This window comes from Ruegeria sp. Alg231-54, assembly GCF_900143525.1.
Classification (GTDB): domain Bacteria; phylum Pseudomonadota; class Alphaproteobacteria; order Rhodobacterales; family Rhodobacteraceae; genus Ruegeria.
In genome coordinates this window covers 18,839-37,943 of record NZ_FREZ01000021.1, presented here as the reverse complement: position 1 = coordinate 37,943, position 19,105 = coordinate 18,839, and the positions used below count along the sequence as shown (strand labels likewise).

The following is a 19,105-nucleotide window of genomic DNA, read 5'->3' as shown; positions in this document are numbered from 1 at the left end:
GCATCAGGATCAGGTGGTTGAGCTGCCCGAAGGCGCGCGTGTGATCGGCACCAACGACTTTTGCCGCAATGCGATGGTAAGTTATGGCGACAACATCTGGACCGTGCAGGCCCACCCGGAATACGGCGATGCCTTTATCCAGGGCTTGATGGAAACGCGCGGCAAGGGTGTGGTTCCCGACCCGTTGATGGAAGCTGCCGCTAACCGGCTGCCCGGCCCCGACGACAACGCGACCATCGGACGGCACATGGCAGAATTTCTGAAGAAAGAGAGGGCCTGATGGCCAACTGGACAGACCAGCTGCCAGAAGCAGCAAAAACCTATATCTCCGGCCACCGGCTGGATGAGGTCGAATGCATCATCTCGGACCTGCCGGGCATCGCACGCGGCAAGGCCGTACCTGCCAGCAAATTCGCGCGGCAGACTTATTTCCACCTGCCCGACAGCATCTTTTACCAAACCATCACCGGCGATTGGGGCGAAGCAGCGGGTGAGGACGGGTTTATCGAACGGGATATGATCCTGAAACCTGATTTCTCTACCGTATCTGCCGCGCCGTGGACGGGTGACTGGACATTGCAGGTTATTCACGACGCCTACGACCGGGATGGTGAGCCGATCCCCTTCAGCCCGCGTAACGTATTGAAGCGTGTTGTGCAGCTGTATCACGACAAAGGCTGGGACCCGATCGTCGCGCCCGAAATGGAGTTCTTTCTGGTCGCCCCCAATGTCGACCCGGCGCATGGGATCAAACCCATGATGGGCCGTTCGGGCCGTCCGGCAGCCGCGCGGCAGGCCTATTCGATGACCGCGGTGGACGAGTTCGGACCTGTAATCGACGACATCTATGATTTCGCCGAGCATCAAGGGTTCGAGATCGACGGCATCACGCAGGAAGGTGGCGCGGGTCAGCTAGAGATTAACCTGCGCCATGGCGACCCGGTCAAACTGGCCGACGAAGTGTTCTACTTCAAACGTCTGATCCGCGAGGCCGCGCTGCGCCACAACTGCTTTGCCACGTTCATGGCAAAACCGATCGAGGATGAGCCGGGCTCGGCGATGCACATCCACCACTCGATTATAGACATGGAAACAGGCCAGAACATCTTTTCCGGTCCACAGGGCGGTGAAACGGATGCGTTCTACAATTTCATCGCCGGGCTGCAGAACCACCTGCCAGCTGGCCTGGCCGTGATGGCCCCATACGTTAATTCCTACCGCCGTTATGTGAAAGATCACGCCGCACCGATCAATCTGGAATGGGCGCGCGACAACCGTACCACCGGCATTCGCGTGCCCCTGTCCGGCCCCGAGGCACGCCGCGTCGAAAACCGGATCGCAGGGATGGATTGCAACCCTTATCTGGGCATCGCGCTGTCCCTGGCCTGTGGTTATCTGGGCCTGACCCGGCAAGAACGCCCGCGCCGCCAATTCTATGGTGATGCCTATGAGGGCGAAGGTGACATCCCGCAAGTGATGGGCAACGCATTGGACCTGTTTGATGAGGCCACTGCCTTGCACGAAGTTCTGGGCCCTGAGTTCGCCCGCGTCTATGGCATCGTCAAACGGGCCGAGTACGAGGAGTTCCTGCAGGTCATCTCTCCGTGGGAGCGCGAACATCTGCTGATGAATGTCTGAGGCTCCCGATGAATCTGCTTTATTCCAACGACCGCAAGGCCGAGTACCCGGCCAGCTGGTACGCTGCGACGGCCAATCCGGTGGATCGATTCCCCGCGCTGTCCGGCGATGTGAAGGCTGATGTTTGCATCGTGGGCGGCGGGTACACCGGCCTGTCCGCCGCGTTGCATATGGCAGAAGCAGGGTTCGACGTTGTCCTGCTTGAGGCGCACCGCGTTGGCTTTGGGGCATCAGGCCGCAATGGCGGTCAGTTGGGCAGTGCGCAGCGTATGGATCAGGAAGATCTCGAGCGACTGGTCGGCGATGATGACGCCGCCAAGCTGTGGGATCTGGCCGAAGATGCAAAAGATCTGGTCAAATCCCTGATCACGAAACACCAGATCGACTGTGATCTGAAACCTGGCGTGGCCGTTCTTGGACTCAGCCAAGGTGAGCAGCAAGAGCTTCATGATCACGCGGCACATCTGTCCGACCGCTATGGTTATGACCAGATGGAGGTTCTGGACGAAGGCGCAGGTCAGGCATTGTGTCCTTCGCCCTCTTATCGGGGCGGCTATCTGGATATGGGCGCGGCGCATCTGCACCCGCTGAATTTTGCGTTGGGGCTGGCTCAGGCGGCGGACAAAGCCGGCGTACGCATCTGTGAAGGCACCGAGGTTCTGGGCGTCGAAGAAGCCACACCAGCCGTTGTGAAATCCGCGCAAGGCAATGTGACGGCAAACCACGTCATTCTGGCCTGCAACGGATATCTCGGCGATCTGAACCGTAAGGTGGCCACCAAGGTCATGCCTATCAACAACTTCATCGCCGCGACCGAGCCTTTGGGCGCAGATGCCGCCCGCGTCCTGACAAAAGACGTCGCCGTGGCCGACACCAAGTTCGTTGTGAATTACTTCCGCCTCAGCGCCGATGGTCGTCTGCTGTTTGGTGGAGGGGAGAGCTACGGTTACCGTTTTCCCAGCGACATCGCCGCGACCGTTCGCAAACCCATGACCGAGATCTTTCCGCACTTACAAGATGTAAAGATCGACTACGCTTGGGGCGGCACTCTGGCCATCACAATGCGCCGAATGCCGTATCTGGCGCGGATTGCGCCCAATATCCTGTCCGCCTCGGGTTATTCCGGGCACGGGGTCGGCACGGCCACGCATGCGGGTCAACTGATGGCGCTGGCCATCCAGGGACAAGCCGAAGGGTTCGACACAATGGCCCGCGTCCCTGCCCTTCCCTTTCCCGGAGGACCAGCCCTGCGCAGCCCGCTGTTGGTGCTTGCGATGACATGGTTCGCGTTAAGGGACCGGTTGGGGTTCTAACACTTGGGAATTTTGACAGATCGGTGAAATTTCGCCTTAGGGGCGAATGAAGGCTTGGATTGCATTTTGTTTAGCTTTATCTTTCCCAAAGATAGAATTTGGGAAAATCAAATATGACGCTTCCACCAAACGTTCATGCCGCCGAACCCATCCCCCCAGCAGCAAAAGAAGCCATCGACGCCCTGATGCAGTCAGGCGATCTGTTTCGCTATACCGCGCCGCAAGACGCGCCGGTTGCCTTGCTTGAGGCCGAGTTTGCCCAGTTGCTCGGCAGTAAATACGCACTGGCCGTTTCGTCCTGCTCGGCCGCTCTGTTCCTGTCCCTCAAAGCGCTCGGCCTACCGCGGGATGCGCGGGTATTGATCCCCGGCTTCACCTTCGCCGCCGTTCCGTCATCGGTCGTTCACGCCGACTGCATCCCGGTTCTATGCGAAGTGGGTGCGAATTATCGCATAGACATGGCGGATTTCGAAGCCAAGCTGGACGAAGTTCAGGCCGTGATCATCAGCCATATGCGCGGCCACACCTCGGACATGGATGCCATCATGGCGCTGTGTGACGCACGCGACATCCCTGTGATCGAGGACGCGGCACACTCGCTAGGCACAACCTGGCACGGGCGCAATATTGGCACGATCGGCAAGATCGGCTGTTTCTCGTTCCAGTCCTACAAGATGATTAACGCAGGCGAAGGCGGTATTCTGATCACCGACGACGCCGATCTGGTGGCGCAAGCCGTGATCATGTCGGGCGCGTATGAACATAACTGGAAGAAGCACAAGGGACCGCAAGGCGAAAACTCGCCCGAGTTGGAGCAGGCATTTGCCCGCTGGCAGAACCAATTGCCACTCTATAACTTGCGGATGAGCAATCTCAGCGCTGCAGTGATCCGGCCACAAATCCCGGAACTTGCGCGTCGTGTGCGTGATGGCCTGTCCAACCACGACTATGTTGCAGACCGGCTGAATACATCGCCCCATATCGACGTCCCTGCCCCTCTGGAGCCCGAACGCCGGGCACCGGATTCCATACAGTTCAACCTGGTGGGCATGGACGACAACGATATCCGCGCCTTCGCTGCGGCGACTGAGGCGCGTGGCGTCAAAGTTCAGGTCTTTGGTCTGAGCCAGGACAACGCCCGCGCATTCTGGAACTGGCAATTCCTGCCGGAAAAGTTCGAGCTACCGCAAACCCGCGCAATGCTTATGAAGGCCTGCGATGTCCGACTGCCTGTGCGCCTGACGCGCGAAGACCTGGATGTGATTTCGGATATCCTGCTGGCGTCTGTGGGTGAGGTTACGGGACCGGTTCCTGTCTACGGAACCTGACGACGACTAATATCCAAAGTCAAAAAGATCGACCGGCAGAAACAGTGCTGTGATCCCCTTGGGGGTTGCAGCCACGCGGGATAGGATTCCGACAACCTGCAAACCAGTGTCCGTCTCGACCAACAAAGGCGCGCCGGAATCCCCCATCATGACCGGACATGTCGCCAACAGAACTCCGCTTGAATGGCGGCGCGGCTGGCAGGTCTTTGTTTTGCTCAGCACATGGGGCCGGATACCGGGATACCCCGCAACAAATGTTGCGGTCGCGCTATCATCCGCCAGGGGTAGATAACCGACCTGCTGCCCAATCGGCGCGCTGAGTTCCAGAACCGCCCAATCCAGGTCTGCTCTGTCATCAAACCGGCCTTCAACGCGCTGTTCAGGATGGAGCCGATACCCTTTCACGCCTGAAACCGCAGCGGCTTCTCCGCGCTGATAACCGGCGGCAAAACGGATGCTTGAAGGTGGAATCCACCGCTGACGCGGTGTGTTGTACAGGCAATGCGCGGCGGTCAGGACAAGATTGTCCGAAACAAGAACCCCGGTGCAATGAGACTTCTGATCCCGACTAGCAAAATTAACACGTCCAATCGCGCGCCACGGGGGCTGATCGGCCGCAAGAATTTCGCGTGCACGAATCGCGTCACATCCGGCTTCGGCCCGTGTTCCCAATGTACAAACTTGGGTCCACTGGTCCGAGAAAACACCTTGCGACAACGCGGGTTGAAACCAAAGTAGCGTGATACTCAGGATCAACCAGCGCATTTGGGGCCGCGTCAGTTAAGCTTGGACAGCTTTTGCTGCAGTTCCGCCAACTGTTTTTTGATGTCGTCCAAATCTTCCTTGGGCTCGGATTTGGCGTCATCGTCTTTGTCCGGGCCGGACCATCCGCCGGACAGACCACCAGTCATGGCTTTCAGGAATGCTTGCTGCTGCGCCTGCATTGCATCGAATCCCGGCATCTGAGACATCGGATTCATCGCACTCATGTTTTCCATCATCTTGCTCTGGTTTTCCCGCAGCATCTCGAATGAGCTTTGCAGGAATTGCGGCATCACACCGCCACCCGGCAGCATGTAGCTGCGCACAAGATCGTTCAGCACATTGACCGGCAGCACATTTTCGCCGCGGCTTTCGTGTTCAGCAATGATTTGCAGCAGATATTGCCGCGTCAGATCATCACCTGACTTCAGGTCTATGATCTTTACTTCGCGCCCGTCCCGAATAAACGACGCGATGTCTTCAAGCGTGACGTAGTCACTGGTCTCGGTGTTATACAGCCGACGGCTGGCGTAACGTTTGATCAACAGTGGTTTTTCTTGTTCCGACACCGTTTACCCTCCCCAAGGATGATGCATTGCAGCAAAGACTATGCGAGCGCAGCACAAAAAGAAAGGGCAGGTCTTTCGACCTGCCCTGCGCGATAGCACCGATTGGGAGGAGTGGGTGCGCCTCGCGGCGTTTGCTTACTTGGCAGCAGTTGCCTTCTTGGCAGCTGCGGTCACGTCGTTGGTGGCTTTTTTAACGGCCGCGGTTGTGTCTTCGGCTACGTCTTTGCCAGCTGCCATCAGCAGCTCAACGGTTTCGGACTGAACTTTTTTTGCGATCTCTGCGAAGGCTGCCATGTTTTCAGCTGCAACTTCAGCCGATGCGCTGGCGAAGTCGGTGGCCGCTTTGGCGTAGTCTGCAGGCTCTGCCTTGGCTTTCGACATCTCGGTCAGCTTGGCCAGGGTGTCCTTGGTCCATTTACTCGAAATCTCAGCCGACTTTTCAGCCGCTTCCAGCGCAACACCCGACAGCTTTTCGTTCAGCGTCGCGGTCGATTTGAAAGCACCTTCCAGAGCGGTGGTGTCAACGGGGAACGCGCCCATAACGTCTTTCAGGGTCGCGGTGAAGTCTTGCGTCTTTGCCATGTCTAAAATCCTTTTGCCGAACCGGGCCCACCCCGGTTTTCATCAGCTTGACGACAATATGGATGCCGCATTGCAGCATTGCAAGAATTTTCTTGCTGCAATGCAGAAAATCTTCACAGAATGATTTGGAATCAACCGCTTGCCTTGACCTGCACATAGGTCCCTGGCGCCAGAGCCAGGGCGGGATGCCCCGAATCGCCGGGCGCGCGCCGACAACGTTCAGAACAGACCGGCTTCAAATCTCAATCTGCCGCTCCAAAGAACGCGCCGGATTTTACAGGTCGCAAGGCAACTTGGATCAAACCAACCCGGCTTATTCGATCATAGGCAGTAGTTTGTCGAGGCTTGCCTTTGCATCGCCATAGAACATGCGGGTGTTTTCTTTGAAGAACAGCGGGTTTTCGATGCCCGAGTACCCGGTGCCTTGGCCGCGTTTGGACACGAAGACCTGCTTGGCCTTCCAGCATTCCAGAACCGGCATGCCGGCGATGGGGCTGTTGGGGTCTTCCTGCGCCGCAGGGTTCACGATGTCGTTCGAGCCGATAACGATGGCCACATCCGTTTCGGGGAAGTCGTCGTTGATCTCGTCCATTTCCAGCACGATGTCGTATGGCACCTTCGCCTCGGCCAGCAGCACGTTCATGTGGCCAGGCAGACGGCCCGCGACCGGGTGGATCGCAAAGCGCACATTCTTGCCCTGCGCCCGCAGCTTGCGGACCAGTTCGGACACCGATTGCTGTGCCTGCGCCACCGCCATGCCGTAGCCGGGGATGATCACCACGCTGTCAGCATCGTTCAGCGCTGCGGCCACACCGTCGGCTTCGATGGCGATCTGCTCGCCCTCAACCGCCATCTGTTCACCTTGTGGGCCACCAAAGCCGCCCAGGATCACGCTGACAAAATGACGGTTCATCGCCTTGCACATGATGTAGGACAGGATTGCACCCGACGAGCCCACCAGCGCACCAACCACGATCAGCAGGTCGTTACCGAGGCTGAAGCCGATCGCCGCAGCGGCCCAGCCCGAGTAGCTGTTCAGCATCGACACAACCACCGGCATGTCGGCACCGCCGATGCCCATGATCAGGTGATAGCCGATGAACAGCGCCGCCAGCGTCATCAGGAACAGCGGGAAGAAGCCGCCCGATGCGGTGTACCAGATCAGGCAGATCAGCGACAATCCCGCCGCCGCCGCGTTCAGCGCATGGCCGCCGGGCAGCTTGGTCGCCGCAGACGTCACCTTGCCCGCCAGCTTGCCATAAGCCACGACCGACCCGGTAAAGGTGATCGCACCGATGAAGACGCCCAGGAACAGTTCGACATGCAGGATCGACAATTCCGCCGGGGTTTTCTTGGCGATCAGTTTGGCAAACCCTCCGAGGCCCGTGTACAGAACTTCTTTCGATGCATCCGAGACCGCCATCACCTCGGCGACGTTCAGAACTTCAAAATGCGCGTTGTATCCGACGAACACCGCTGCCAGACCAACCAGCGAGTGCATCGCGGCCACCAGCTGCGGCATCTCGGTCATCTGCACGCGCTGTGCAACGTATTGACCGATCAGACCACCGCCCGCGATCAGCAGCAGCGACAGCAGCCACAGACCCGAACCGGGACCAACCAGCGTGGCGAAGACCGCCAGCGCCATACCGACGATGCCATACCAGACCGCGCGCTTGGCGCTTTCCTGGTTCGACAGGCCGCCGAGCGAAAGGATGAACAGAACAGCCGCAACAACGTAGGCGGCAGTAGTGAAGCCAAATTCCATGTGCCCGGCCTCCTTAAGATTTCTGGAACATGGCGAGCATGCGCCGGGTTACGAGGAAGCCGCCGAAGATGTTGATCCCGGCCATGAAGATGGACAGCGCCGCCAGCAGAATGACCAGGATCGACCCCGATCCGATCTGCATCACAGCCCCAACGATGATGATCGACGAGATCGCGTTGGTGATCGCCATCAGCGGTGTGTGCAGGCTGTGCGCGACGCCCCAGATCACCTGGAAGCCCACAAAAATGGCCAGCACAAAGACGATGAAGTGCTGCATGAAGCTGGCCGGAGCGATCAGCCCCACCAACAGCATCAGCGCGCCACCAACCCCCAGCAGAGTGAACTGCTGTTTGGTCTGCGCCTTGAAGGCCGCAACCTCCTGCGCCTTTTTCTCTTCCGGGGTCAGTTCCTTGACTTCCGGTTTCTTCTGCGCCGCGATCGCCTGCACTTTGGGCGGCGGTGGCGGGAAGGTGATGTCGCCTTCAAATGTCACAGTCGCACCGCGGATCACGTCATCTTCCATGTCGTGATTGATCTGACCGTCCTTTTCAGGCGTCAGGTCGGTCATCATGTGACGGATATTGGTCGCGTACAAAGACGAGGATTGCGCCGCCATCCGGCTGGGGAAGTCGGTATAGCCGATGATGGTCACGCCATTGTCGGTCACGATCTTCTCATCCGCCACGGTCAGCTTGCAGTTGCCGCCCTTTTCCGCCGCAAGGTCAACGATGACCGAACCCGGCTTCATCGCCTCGACCATATCCTTGGTCCAAAGCTCGGGCGCTTCGCGGTTGGGGATCAGCGCGGTGGTGATCACGATGTCTATCTCGGGTGCCAGTTCGCGGAACTTGGCCAGCTGCGCCTCGCGGAATTCCTCGGATTGAACACTGGCATAACCGCCGGTGGCGGCACCGTCCTGCTGATCCTCACTGAAATCCAGATAGACGAACTCGGCCCCCATCGATTCGACCTGTTCGGCCACTTCGGGGCGCACGTCGAACGCGTAGGTAATCGCGCCCAGCGAGGTCGAGGTGCCGATGGCCGCCAGACCAGCCACACCGGCCCCAACGATCAGTACCTTCGCAGGCGGAACCTTACCGGCAGCCGTCACCTGACCGGTGAAAAAGCGGCCAAAGTTGTTGCCCGCCTCGATCACCGCGCGGTAACCGGCGATATTGGCCATCGACGACAGCGCATCCATCTTCTGCGCGCGGCTGATCCGCGGCACCATTTCCATGGCGATGACATTGGCACCCTTGGCCTTGGCCGCTTCCATCCCCCCTTCATTCCCCGCAGGGTTGAAGAAGGAAATCAACGTCTTACCCTTGGTCAGACGCTTCAGCTCAGCCTCGTTCGGCTGACGCACCTTGGCAACAATGTCGGCCTGCTTCCACAGCGACGCAGCCGTCTTGACGACCTCAACCCCCGCTGCCTCATACGACGCATCCGAAAACCCGGCCGCAGCACCAGCACCCTTCTCAATCAGACACTCATAGCCCAACTTCTGAAGCTGCAACGCAGACTCTGGCGTCATCGCAACACGGTTTTCACCGTCAAAATTCTCTCTCGGTGTGCCTATCTTCATCGCCATGATCCTAGCTGCGTTTCTTGGGTGGGATGAGATCGGTGATCGTGCCCTCGAACATCTCGGCCGCGAAGTTCACTGTCTCGCTCAGCGTCGGGTGGGGGTGGATCGTGTGACCAAGATCGACCGCGTCCGCCCCCATTTCGATGGCCAGAGCAGTCTCGGAGATCAGATCACCGGCGTTGGTACCGACGATGCAGGCACCAACGATGCGCTGATCCTGTGGATCGAACAGCAGCTTGGTGATGCCTTCGGATCGGCCATTGGACAGAGATTTGCCCGACGCGGCCCACGGGAACACGCCTTTTTCGACCTTGATCCCTTTAGCCTTGGCGTCGGTTTCAGTCAGGCCGCACCAAGCCACTTCCGGGTCGGTATAGGCGACCGAAGGGATCAGTTTCGCGTCGAAGAACCGCTTGTGACCGGCGGCAACCTCGGCTGCAACCTTGCCTTCGTGCACGGCCTTGTGCGCCAGCATCGGCTGGCCGACCAAGTCACCGATGGCGAAGATATGCGGCACGCCGGTGCGCAATTGGTTGTCCACGGCGATAAACCCATGCTCATCCACCGCGACCCCGGCCTTTTCGGCGTCGATCAGCTTGCCATTGGGTTTGCGTCCCACAGCCACCAGAACCTTATCAAATGTGTCGGTGAAGCTGTCGCCCTTGTCATCCTCGAACGTGACCATGAGGCCCTTTTTCAACGGTTCAATCGCTGTGACCATGGTCTTTAGGAAAATGTTTTCGTACCGGCCCTTGATGCGGGTCATCAGAGGTTTAACGATATCCTTGTCCGCACCAGGGATAATCTGATCCATCAACTCGACCACGGTGATGTCCGAGCCCAGCGCGTCATAAACGCAAGCCATCTCCAGACCGATGATACCGCCGCCCAGAACCAGCATCCGCTTTGGAACATCCGCCAGTTCCAGCGCACCGGTCGAGTCGATCACGCGGTCGTCATCATGGGGGAGAAAGGGCAGCTCAACCGGTTCAGATCCCGCCGCAATGATGCATTGGTCAAAGGAAACCGTTGTCATTCCGTCATCGCCCACGACCTCAATCATGTTCGGACCCGAGAAGCGACCGTAGCCGCGCACGATCTGAACCTTGCGACCCTTGGACAAACCGTCCAAACCGCCGGTCAGTTTGCCGACAACGCTGTCTTTGAAGGCGCGCAATTCGTCCAGGTCAATCTTGGGCTTGCCAAAGCTGACACCATGTGCGCCCATCTCTTCGGCCTCGGTGATGACCTTTGCCACGTGCAACAACGCCTTCGAAGGGATACAGCCCACGTTCAGGCAGACACCGCCCAGCGTCGGATTGCGCTCGATCATTACAACCTTTTTGCCCAGATCTGCGGCGCGGAAGGCTGCGGTGTAACCACCGGGGCCAGAACCCAGCACGACCACTTCGGCATGTATGTCGCCCTGCCCGGCTGCAGTGCCGGTGGCGGCCACAGCCTGCGGTGCGGCGGGTGCCTCGGCTGGCGCGGCCTCGGGTGTTGCACTGTCGGCGGTTTCCAGTGTCAGGATCAGCGCGCCTTCCGAGACATTGTCACCTTCGGCAACGGCAATCCAGACGACCTTGCCATCGGCGGGGGACGGAACCTCCATCGTGGCCTTGTCGGATTCCAGTTCGATCAGCGGGTCTTCGGCGGCGACGGTATCACCAACCGAGACAAGAATGCTGAGCACGGGCACATCGGAGAAATCACCGATATCGGGTACTTTGACGTCCATCTGATCTCTCCTCACCACATCAACTTGCGCATGTCACCCAACAGCGTCTTGAGCGTCACACAGAAGCGCGCGGCCAAGGCGCCATCAACGGCACGGTGGTCATAGCTGAGAGACAAGGGCTGCATCAGGCGCGGCACGAATTCTTCGCCATTCCAGACCGGAGCCATCTTCGACCGGGTCAGGCCCAGAATGGCCACCTCGGGCGCGTTGACGATCGGAGTGAAATGGGTGCCACCGATACCGCCCAGCGACGAGATCGTGAACGTCGCGCCCTGCATGTCGTTCGATTTCAGCTCACCTGCACGCGCCTTGCCCGACAGCTCCATCAGATCCTTGGAGATCTCGACAATGCCCTTACGATCCGCATCTTTGATGACCGGAACAACCAGGCCGTTCGGCGTGTCTGCAGCAAAGCCTATATTGTAGTAAGATTTGCGGATCAGCTTGTCGCCGTCGGGGTGGATCGACGAGTTGAACTCCCAATGCTGTTTCAGCGCATTGACCGAGGCCTTGACCACAAAGCTCAGCAATGTGACGCGATAGCCTTCTTCCTTGGCCATCGTGTCCATTTCCTTGCGGTATTTGTCCAGCTCGGTGATGTCGGCCTCATCATTATGGGTGACATGTGGGATGTTGAGCCATGACCGATGCAACGCAGGGCCAGACAGCTTTTTGATCCGAGGCATTTCCACGTCTTCGACCGGGCCGAACTTTGAGAAATCGACAACCGGGATCGGCGGGATACCCATGCCACCCGATGCACCTGCAGCAGCCGGAGCGGCCGCAGTCGTGGATTTGAGGAACTTGGTGACGTCCTCGCGCAGGATACGACCCTTGCGGCCCGAGCCGTTGACCTTGGACAGGTCAATGTCCAGCTGACGGGCAAAGGCGCGCACCGATGGCGAGGCATGGGCCTTGCCGAACCCTTGGTCCATCACCGGCGCCGCCGGGGTGGCTGGTGCGGGGGCAGCCGCAGGTGCCGGTGCGACCGTGGGCGCGGCCTCGGCCGGGGCGGTAGGTGCCCCCTCGCCTTCCAGCAGCAGGATCAGCGCGCCTTCGGAAACGTTGTCGCCCTCGGACACTTTGATTTCCTTGACGACACCCGCGGCAGGGGACGGAACCTCCATCGTGGCCTTGTCGCTTTCCAATTCGATCAGGGGGTCCTCGGCTGCGACGGTATCACCGACCGAGACCAAGATGCCGATCACCGGGACATCCGCAAAATCCCCGATATCCGGGACTGTTACTTCGATTGCCATTTCTACGTCTCCTCGTGCCCCGTGGCCTTAAACCAACCGGGGGTTCGGCTTGTCGCCGTCGATTTCATATGTCTTGAGCGCCTTCTCGAGCTCAGCCTTGGTCACCGCACCTTCGCGAAACAGATCGACCATTGCCGCCGCTGCGATATGATTGGCGTCGACCTCAAAGAACCGGCGCAAGTTCACCCGGCTGTCCGAACGGCCATAGCCATCCGTGCCCAGCACGGAATAGCGGCCCGGCACAAAGGCGCGGATCTGCTCGGCGTAGTTCTTCATATAGTCAGTGGCTGCAATGATCGGACCTTTGGCCTTTGAAAACTGTTCGGTCACGTAAGGCACACGTTCCTCTGCCAGCGGGTCCAGACGGTTGGCGCGTGCCGCATCCTGTCCGTCACGGGCCAATTCGTTGAACGAGGTGGCCGACCAGATATCAGACGTCACGCCGAAATCCTTCTTCAGCAATTCCGCCGCTTTCATCGCCTGCACCAGAATTGTACCCGAGCCCATCAGGTTGACGTGCTTCTTGCCCGGCTTCTTGGTTTCCTGAAACCGATACAGCCCCTTGATGATCCCCTCTTCCGCGCCCATCGGCATATCGGGGTGCGTATAGTTTTCGTTCATCAGGGTCAGGTAGAAATAGATATCTTCCTGATCGCCATACATGCGCTGCAGACCGTTCTGGATGATCACCGCAACCTCATAGCTGAAGGTCGGATCGTAGGTGATGCAGTTCGGAATAGTGCCCGCAAGAATGTGGCTGTGGCCATCCTCGTGTTGAAGACCTTCACCGTTCAGCGTCGTCCGACCAGCTGTACCGCCCAGCATGAAACCCCGCGCACGACTATCACCAGCCGCCCAGGCCAGATCACCGATGCGCTGGAAGCCAAACATCGAGTAGTAGATGAAGAACGGGATCATCGGTACGCCGTGATTGGAATACGCAGTCGCTGCCGCAATCCAATCGGCCATGGCGCCAGCCTCGTTGATGCCTTCCTGCAGGACCTGACCGTTGGTCGTTTCCTTATAGAACATCATCTGATCAGCATCTTCAGGGGTATAATTCTGACCCGACGGGTTGTAGATCCCGACCGAGCGGAACAGCCCCTCCATCCCAAAGGTCCGGCTTTCGTCCGGCACGATCGGCACCACGTTCTTGCCCATTCCCTTGTCACGCAGCAGCGTGGTCAGGATGCGGACAAAGGCCATTGTGGTCGAAATCTCACGATCACCGGTGCCCTTCAGTTGCGCTTCGAACTTGGAAAGCTCGGGGATTTCCAGCGCTGGTGCACTGCTGTCGCGTTTGGGGAACTCACCACCCAAAGCCTTGCGTCGATCGGCCAGATAAGCCTTTTGTGCATTGTTCAACGACACAAACGGCGCGTTGGGCAGGTCTTCGTCACTGACCGGGATCTGGAACCGATCACGGAACGCACGCAACTGATCTTCGGCCAGTTTCTTTTGCTGGTGGGTGGTGTTCTGCCCCTCACCGGCCGAGCCCATGCCGTAGCCCTTGACGGTTTTCACCAGCAGGCAGGTCGGCGTGCCCTCGTTCTCGGTCGCGCGCTTGAATGCGGTATAGACTTTTTCTGGGTCATGTCCGCCCCGGCGCAATGCCCAGATCTGATCGTCGGTCCAGTCTTCGACCAAAGCAGCGGTTTCCGGGTATTTCCCAAAGAAATGTTCGCGGATATAAGCGCCGTCTTTCGACTTGAACGTTTGGTAGTCGCCATCGACGGTTTCATCCATCAACTGACGCAACCGCCCGCTGGTGTCTTTTTCCAGCAGCTGATCCCAGCCCTTACCCCAAAGCAGCTTGATCACGTTCCAGCCCGCACCGCGGAAGTCGCCCTCAAGTTCTTGCACGATCTTGCCGTTGCCGCGAACCGGACCGTCGAGCCGTTGCAGGTTGCAGTTGATCACGAAGATCAGGTTATCCAGGCCTTCTCGCACGGCCAGGTCAATTGCACCCCGGCTTTCGGGTTCGTCCATCTCGCCGTCGCCGAGGAAGCACCACACTTTACGGTCGGCCATGTCGATATGACCCCGGTTGTGCATGTATTTCATGAACCGCGCCTGATAGATCGCCATCAGCGGGCCCAAGCCCATCGAGACCGTCGGGAACTGCCAGTAATCCGGCATCAACCACGGGTGCGGATAGCTGGACAGCCCGCCGCCATCGACCTCGGACCGGAAGTTTTCCAGCTGCTCTTCAGTGATGCGCCCTTCCATGAAGGACCGGGCATAGATGCCGGGGATCACATGGCCTTGAAAAAACACCAGGTCGCCACCGTGGATCGCCGATTTCGATCGCCAGAAGTGGTTCAGGCCCACGTCATACATAACAGCTGATGAGGCAAAGGAGGCAATGTGGCCGCCATATTCGCTGCTGACTTTGTTGCGCCGAACCACGGTGGCCATGGCGTTCCAGCGGTTGATCGTACGGATCCGCCACTCCATCTCAGGATCGCCGGGAAAGGCGTACTGATCATCGACCGGGATGGTATTCTGATAGGGCGTCGTAGCCGAAAACGGCAGCGTCGCCCCGGCGGCGCGGGCCTTCTGCACGGCCTTGTCCAACAGGAAATGCGCACGGTTCGCACCGTCCCGTTCAATCACGTCTTCAATGGCGTCCTGCCATTCCTGACTTTCTACCGGGTCGATATCGGGTTCGAGGTCTTTCATTGGGCAGGTTCCTTTCTCAAACTGTGTCCGGTGGAGTGTCAGACGAAGAATTGTGCGCCGTTGACGGAAATCGTTGAGCCGTTGACAAACCCGGCGTCATCCGAGGCCAAGAAGGCCACACAGCGGGCGATTTCCTCGGGTTCGCCCAGCCGTCCCGCCGGGATTTGACCGATAATGGCCTCGCGGACCTTTTCAGGCACGGCCATGACCATCTCAGTGGCGATATAACCGGGGCAGATGGCGTTTGCGGTAATGCCTGCACGCGCGCCTTCCTGTGCCAGAGATTTGACGATTCCCAGATCACCCGCCTTGGTGGCGGCATAGTTGGCTTGCGCAAACTGGCCTTTCTGGCCGTTGATAGAACTGATGACAATGACACGGCCGAACTTACGCTCGCGCATACCGGGCCAGATTGGGTGGATGGTGTTGAACACTCCGGTCAGGTTGGTGTCTATGACATCTTTCCACTGCTGGGGCGTCATCTTGTGGAACGGCGCGTCGCGGGTAATCCCGGCGTTGGCGACCACAATATCGATCGATCCAATCTCGGCCTCGACCTGTGCGATCCCAGCGGCCGAGGCTTCGTAATCTGCGACATTCCATTTGTAGGTTTTGATGCCGGTCTCGGTAGTGAAAGCAGCCGCCTTTTCGTCATTGCCGGCATAGGTCGCGGCAACAGTATAACCTTCAGCTTTCAACTTTCTGGAAATCGCTTCGCCGATACCCCGACTACCGCCGGTTACAAGTGCAGTTCGTGTCATCTCTGATCCCTCCAATTAGTCAGTGACGTTGACCTAACTTGCAGTGTTACGTAGCGTAATTTTTTACCACCGGATAGGCCTGAGCGGAATAGCAGCTATGCGTTTCAGGAAAAGTTTAATATTAAACTACCTGAAATTTGATGTTGAAAGTAATTCCTTTACAAAGGGTTATCTGAGTGTTTACGCAACCACTCACGGTCAACACACAAAGGATGGCACACGATTGCGGTCACCGTCACCGGGACTTGTCACCAGCGTAATCCCGGAACTTCGACATTTTACCGATACCGGGGTTAAAGGAATTAGTTGGATCGCAGCGCCTGTAATGCGCCGCCAGATCCGGTTTGGCCTTGTAGAGGTGGCCGACATTGTGCTCGGCCGGATATTCGGCCCCGCGATCATCAAGGATCCTAAGCATAGCAGTCTTGATCGCCCTTGGATCGCATCCCTTCTTGACGATGTAATCCTGGTGCATCACGTGGCACATCAAGTGGCCGTAATAAACTCTGCCAACCAACTGATCGGTGATCTCAGGCGGCAGCGTTTCGAACCAATCACGATCATTGCGACGCAGCGCGATATCCAGCGCCAGTATCTCTTCGACTTCGTCGGAATGGACATGGCCATACCGCACAGCGGCACCCGCAGCAGCAAATCGATGCAACCCGGCGATCTTGGCGTCACGCGGGGCGCAGGTGACAAATTCGGCACTGCGGGAACCAAAGAATTTAGGAAGAAACACCGCCGCCTCTTCGATACCGCTGTCATGCATTTTCAAGATGAGGTGGTGTTCATATCTGTCACGATACTCATACAGGAACTCCGGCAGATGCTCGGGCCAAAGCTTTGCAACAACCTGCATGAACTTGTCGGTGAAACCCCGGGTCAACGAAAACTTGTTCAGACGCGAGTCCACCGCGCCCTTCATAGCAAAGAACATCGGCAGCCGGTCGGTCCCCAGCTTGTCGATCATAACCAGAGTGTCCTTGCCGTATTTCGCAGCGATATCGAAACACTCGCGATGCACGTATTCAGCCGAAACAGGCAGAGTTTCGAAACGCGTCAGGATGTGGCGACGTAGGTCGGTAAGGTCAGCAGGGTCGTTTGTACCGATGTAAAAGACCTGCTCACGCTTATAGGTCGGGAAGGTATCAAGCCGCACTGCGAATACCGCCAGTTTGCCCGCACAGCCGGACACTTCGTACAACAGCCGTTCGTCATTGTTGTAACGCGAGGGCGTGTCCGCATCGACATCGCGCAGGATCGCAGTGTAATCCGGGTCCGACGCATTGCGACCCTGAGGTGTCGGGGCATCCTTGTCGAAATCCCCGGCTTCAACACGGGTCAGGATTTCCTCTGGAGTGTCGCCCAAATCTAGTCCCAGATGGTTCACCAGTTTCAGCGTCCCATCCGCGGTGATCTGGGCGAAAAGGGCAAGCTCTGTATAACTGGGACCACGTTCGCACAAGGAACCGCCGGAATTGTTGCAAACCCCACCCACGATCGAGGCCCCAATGCTGGAGGACCCGATTACCGAATGCGGTGTTCGCCCCAGTGGCCTTAGCTGCTTCTCCAACTCAAAGAGAGACGCGCCCGGCAGGCTTAGAACCTGCTGACCGTCTTGCAAAAGGTGCAGGGCTTTCATCCGACTGACATTAATCAGCACAACGTCACGGTCGTAACCGCCTTTGGGTGTAGACCCTTCGGTCAGGCCAGTATTGGACGCCTGCATGATGACGATCTTGTCGGCGGCGACGCAGGCCTGCAGAACGTTCCACAGCTCCAGCAAAGCACCGGGTCGAACGACGCAGAGTGCCTTGCCCTCACCCGATCTGAACCCGCGGCGGAACCGCTCGGTCGCGCGTGCGCCTTTTAGCACATTACGGGCGCCGACGATGGCGCGAAATTTGGTTATGAGGGCTTCGTTGATCATGCCGCGTTCCGATGCGCATCGCCAGGACTGGTCGCTGTGTCCCGGAAGCGCAGGTTGGTGCGCGACAGTTGGTCGATCCGCGTTACGCCCATCAGCTTCATGTCGCGCTCGATCTCGGCCCGCATCAATCCCAGCGCCCGTTCGACGCCCGGCTGACCAGCGGCAGCCAATGGATACAGATAGTGCCGCCCTACCCCAACCGCCTTGGCACCCAAAGACAACGCCTTGAGCACATGGGTTCCGCGCTGAATTCCGCTGTCCATCATCACGTCCAGCTTGTCGCCGACGGCATCCACAATCTCGGCCAACTGATCAAACGGCGTACGCGAGCCGTCCAACTGGCGACCGCCGTGGTTCGACAGGATGATGCCGGTACACCCGATCTCAGCCGCACGGCGTGCGTCCTCGACTGTCATGATACCTTTGAGGCAGAACTGGCCATCCCACTCACGCACCATCTCGGCCACATCATCCCAGTCCATCGACGGGTCCAACATGTCAGTGAAGTAGCCACCGATCGAACTGGCGCCGCCGCCCATATCCACATGTTCGTCCAATTGCGGCAGGCGGAACCTTTCATGCGTGACATAGTTGATGCCCCACATCGGCTTGATCGCGAATTGGATCATACCGCCCAAAGTCAGGCGAAACGGGATTGAAAAGCCTGTGCGCAGGTCCCGTTCGCGATTGCCGCCGGTGATGCTGTCGACGGTCAGCATCATGACCTCGACGCCAGCCTCTTTGGCGCGCTGCATCATGGCAGAGTTCAGGCCGCGATCCTTGTGAAAGTAGAACTGATAGACCTGCGGGTTCTTATGCTTCTGGCGCAATTCTTCCATGGACACGGTGCCCAGCGACGACACACCGAACATGGTGCCATATTTCTCGGCGGCCGCTGCCACAGCACGTTCCCCTTGATGGTGGAAAAGGCGCTGCAAGGCCGTCGGCGAGCAATAAATCGGCATATCCAGCTTTTGCCCCATCACGGTGACCGACATGTCCACGTCCGTCACCCCACGCAGGACCGATGGCAGCAGGTCGCACCGATCAAACGCCCGTGTGTTTTCGCGGTAAGTCACCTCATCATCCGCGCCTCCGTCAATATAGTTGAAGATCGGCCCCGGCAGGCGGCGCTTGGCCAATCTGCGGAAATCCTGAAAGTTATGACAGTCCTTCAGACGCAT

At 58.4% G+C, this 19,105-nt stretch carries 14 protein-coding genes and 1 pseudogene; 4 read left to right on the top strand and 11 right to left on the bottom strand.

Annotated elements, in window-relative coordinates:
• From DHN12_RS22545 to DHN12_RS22530, 4 genes and pseudogenes are all read left to right on the top strand, one after another.
• Positions 1 to 280, top strand: a pseudogene (locus tag DHN12_RS22545) (type 1 glutamine amidotransferase); the annotation flags it as partial.
• The gene (locus DHN12_RS22540; RefSeq protein ID WP_108862197.1) at positions 280 to 1,638 is read left to right on the top strand and encodes a glutamine synthetase family protein; all 1,359 of its coding nucleotides are present in this window, start codon (positions 280 to 282) and stop codon (positions 1,636 to 1,638) included. The pseudogene DHN12_RS22545 and the gene DHN12_RS22540, both read left to right, overlap by 1 nt.
• A gap of 8 nt (positions 1,639 to 1,646) precedes the next feature.
• Positions 1,647 to 2,951: an FAD-binding oxidoreductase gene (locus DHN12_RS22535; protein WP_108862196.1), complete on the top strand. Its 1,305-nt coding sequence runs from the start codon at positions 1,647 to 1,649 to the stop codon at positions 2,949 to 2,951.
• 113 nt (positions 2,952 to 3,064) lie between these two features.
• Positions 3,065 to 4,279 (top strand): DegT/DnrJ/EryC1/StrS aminotransferase family protein, encoded by a 1,215-nt coding sequence (locus tag DHN12_RS22530; RefSeq protein ID WP_108862195.1) that lies wholly within the window; start codon positions 3,065 to 3,067, stop codon positions 4,277 to 4,279.
• Positions 4,280 to 4,285: 6 nt separating this feature from the next.
• Here the strand turns inward: DHN12_RS22530 and DHN12_RS22525 are convergent, their stop codons facing one another.
• From DHN12_RS22525 to DHN12_RS22475, 11 genes are all read right to left on the bottom strand, one after another.
• Positions 4,286 to 5,044 (bottom strand): serine protease, encoded by a 759-nt coding sequence (locus tag DHN12_RS22525; protein ID WP_108862194.1) that lies wholly within the window; start codon positions 5,042 to 5,044, stop codon positions 4,286 to 4,288.
• An 11-nt stretch (positions 5,045 to 5,055) separates the two neighbouring features.
• Positions 5,056 to 5,610, bottom strand: coding sequence for a polyhydroxyalkanoate synthesis repressor PhaR (phaR, locus tag DHN12_RS22520; protein WP_108862193.1), 555 nt, complete (start codon positions 5,608 to 5,610; stop codon positions 5,056 to 5,058).
• Positions 5,611 to 5,745: 135 nt separating this feature from the next.
• The gene (locus DHN12_RS22515) at positions 5,746 to 6,192 is read right to left on the bottom strand and encodes a phasin family protein (protein ID WP_058275892.1); all 447 of its coding nucleotides are present in this window, start codon (positions 6,190 to 6,192) and stop codon (positions 5,746 to 5,748) included.
• Positions 6,193 to 6,505: 313 nt separating this feature from the next.
• Positions 6,506 to 7,960 (bottom strand): NAD(P)(+) transhydrogenase (Re/Si-specific) subunit beta, encoded by a 1,455-nt coding sequence (locus DHN12_RS22510; protein WP_108862192.1) that lies wholly within the window; start codon positions 7,958 to 7,960, stop codon positions 6,506 to 6,508.
• A 13-nt stretch (positions 7,961 to 7,973) separates the two neighbouring features.
• Positions 7,974 to 9,545, bottom strand: a complete 1,572-nt coding sequence (locus tag DHN12_RS22505; protein ID WP_108862203.1) for a Re/Si-specific NAD(P)(+) transhydrogenase subunit alpha — start codon at positions 9,543 to 9,545, stop codon at positions 7,974 to 7,976.
• A 10-nt stretch (positions 9,546 to 9,555) separates the two neighbouring features.
• On the bottom strand, positions 9,556 to 11,286 hold the full coding sequence (gene lpdA, locus DHN12_RS22500; RefSeq protein ID WP_108862191.1) for a dihydrolipoyl dehydrogenase: 1,731 nt from the start codon (positions 11,284 to 11,286) through the stop codon (positions 9,556 to 9,558).
• A gap of 11 nt (positions 11,287 to 11,297) precedes the next feature.
• Positions 11,298 to 12,545, bottom strand: a complete 1,248-nt coding sequence (aceF, locus tag DHN12_RS22495) for a dihydrolipoyllysine-residue acetyltransferase (protein ID WP_108862190.1) — start codon at positions 12,543 to 12,545, stop codon at positions 11,298 to 11,300.
• A gap of 27 nt (positions 12,546 to 12,572) precedes the next feature.
• Positions 12,573 to 15,227, bottom strand: a complete 2,655-nt coding sequence (gene aceE / locus DHN12_RS22490; protein WP_108862189.1) for a pyruvate dehydrogenase (acetyl-transferring), homodimeric type — start codon at positions 15,225 to 15,227, stop codon at positions 12,573 to 12,575.
• A 38-nt stretch (positions 15,228 to 15,265) separates the two neighbouring features.
• The gene (gene phbB, locus DHN12_RS22485; protein ID WP_108862188.1) at positions 15,266 to 15,988 is read right to left on the bottom strand and encodes an acetoacetyl-CoA reductase; all 723 of its coding nucleotides are present in this window, start codon (positions 15,986 to 15,988) and stop codon (positions 15,266 to 15,268) included.
• Between the two features lie 235 nt (positions 15,989 to 16,223).
• Positions 16,224 to 17,921, bottom strand: coding sequence for a D-lactate dehydrogenase (gene dld, locus DHN12_RS22480; RefSeq protein ID WP_108862187.1), 1,698 nt, complete (start codon positions 17,919 to 17,921; stop codon positions 16,224 to 16,226).
• The gene (locus DHN12_RS22475) at positions 17,918 to 19,105 is read right to left on the bottom strand and encodes an alpha-hydroxy acid oxidase (protein WP_108862186.1); all 1,188 of its coding nucleotides are present in this window, start codon (positions 19,103 to 19,105) and stop codon (positions 17,918 to 17,920) included. Before DHN12_RS22475 ends, dld begins: the two co-directional genes overlap by 4 nt.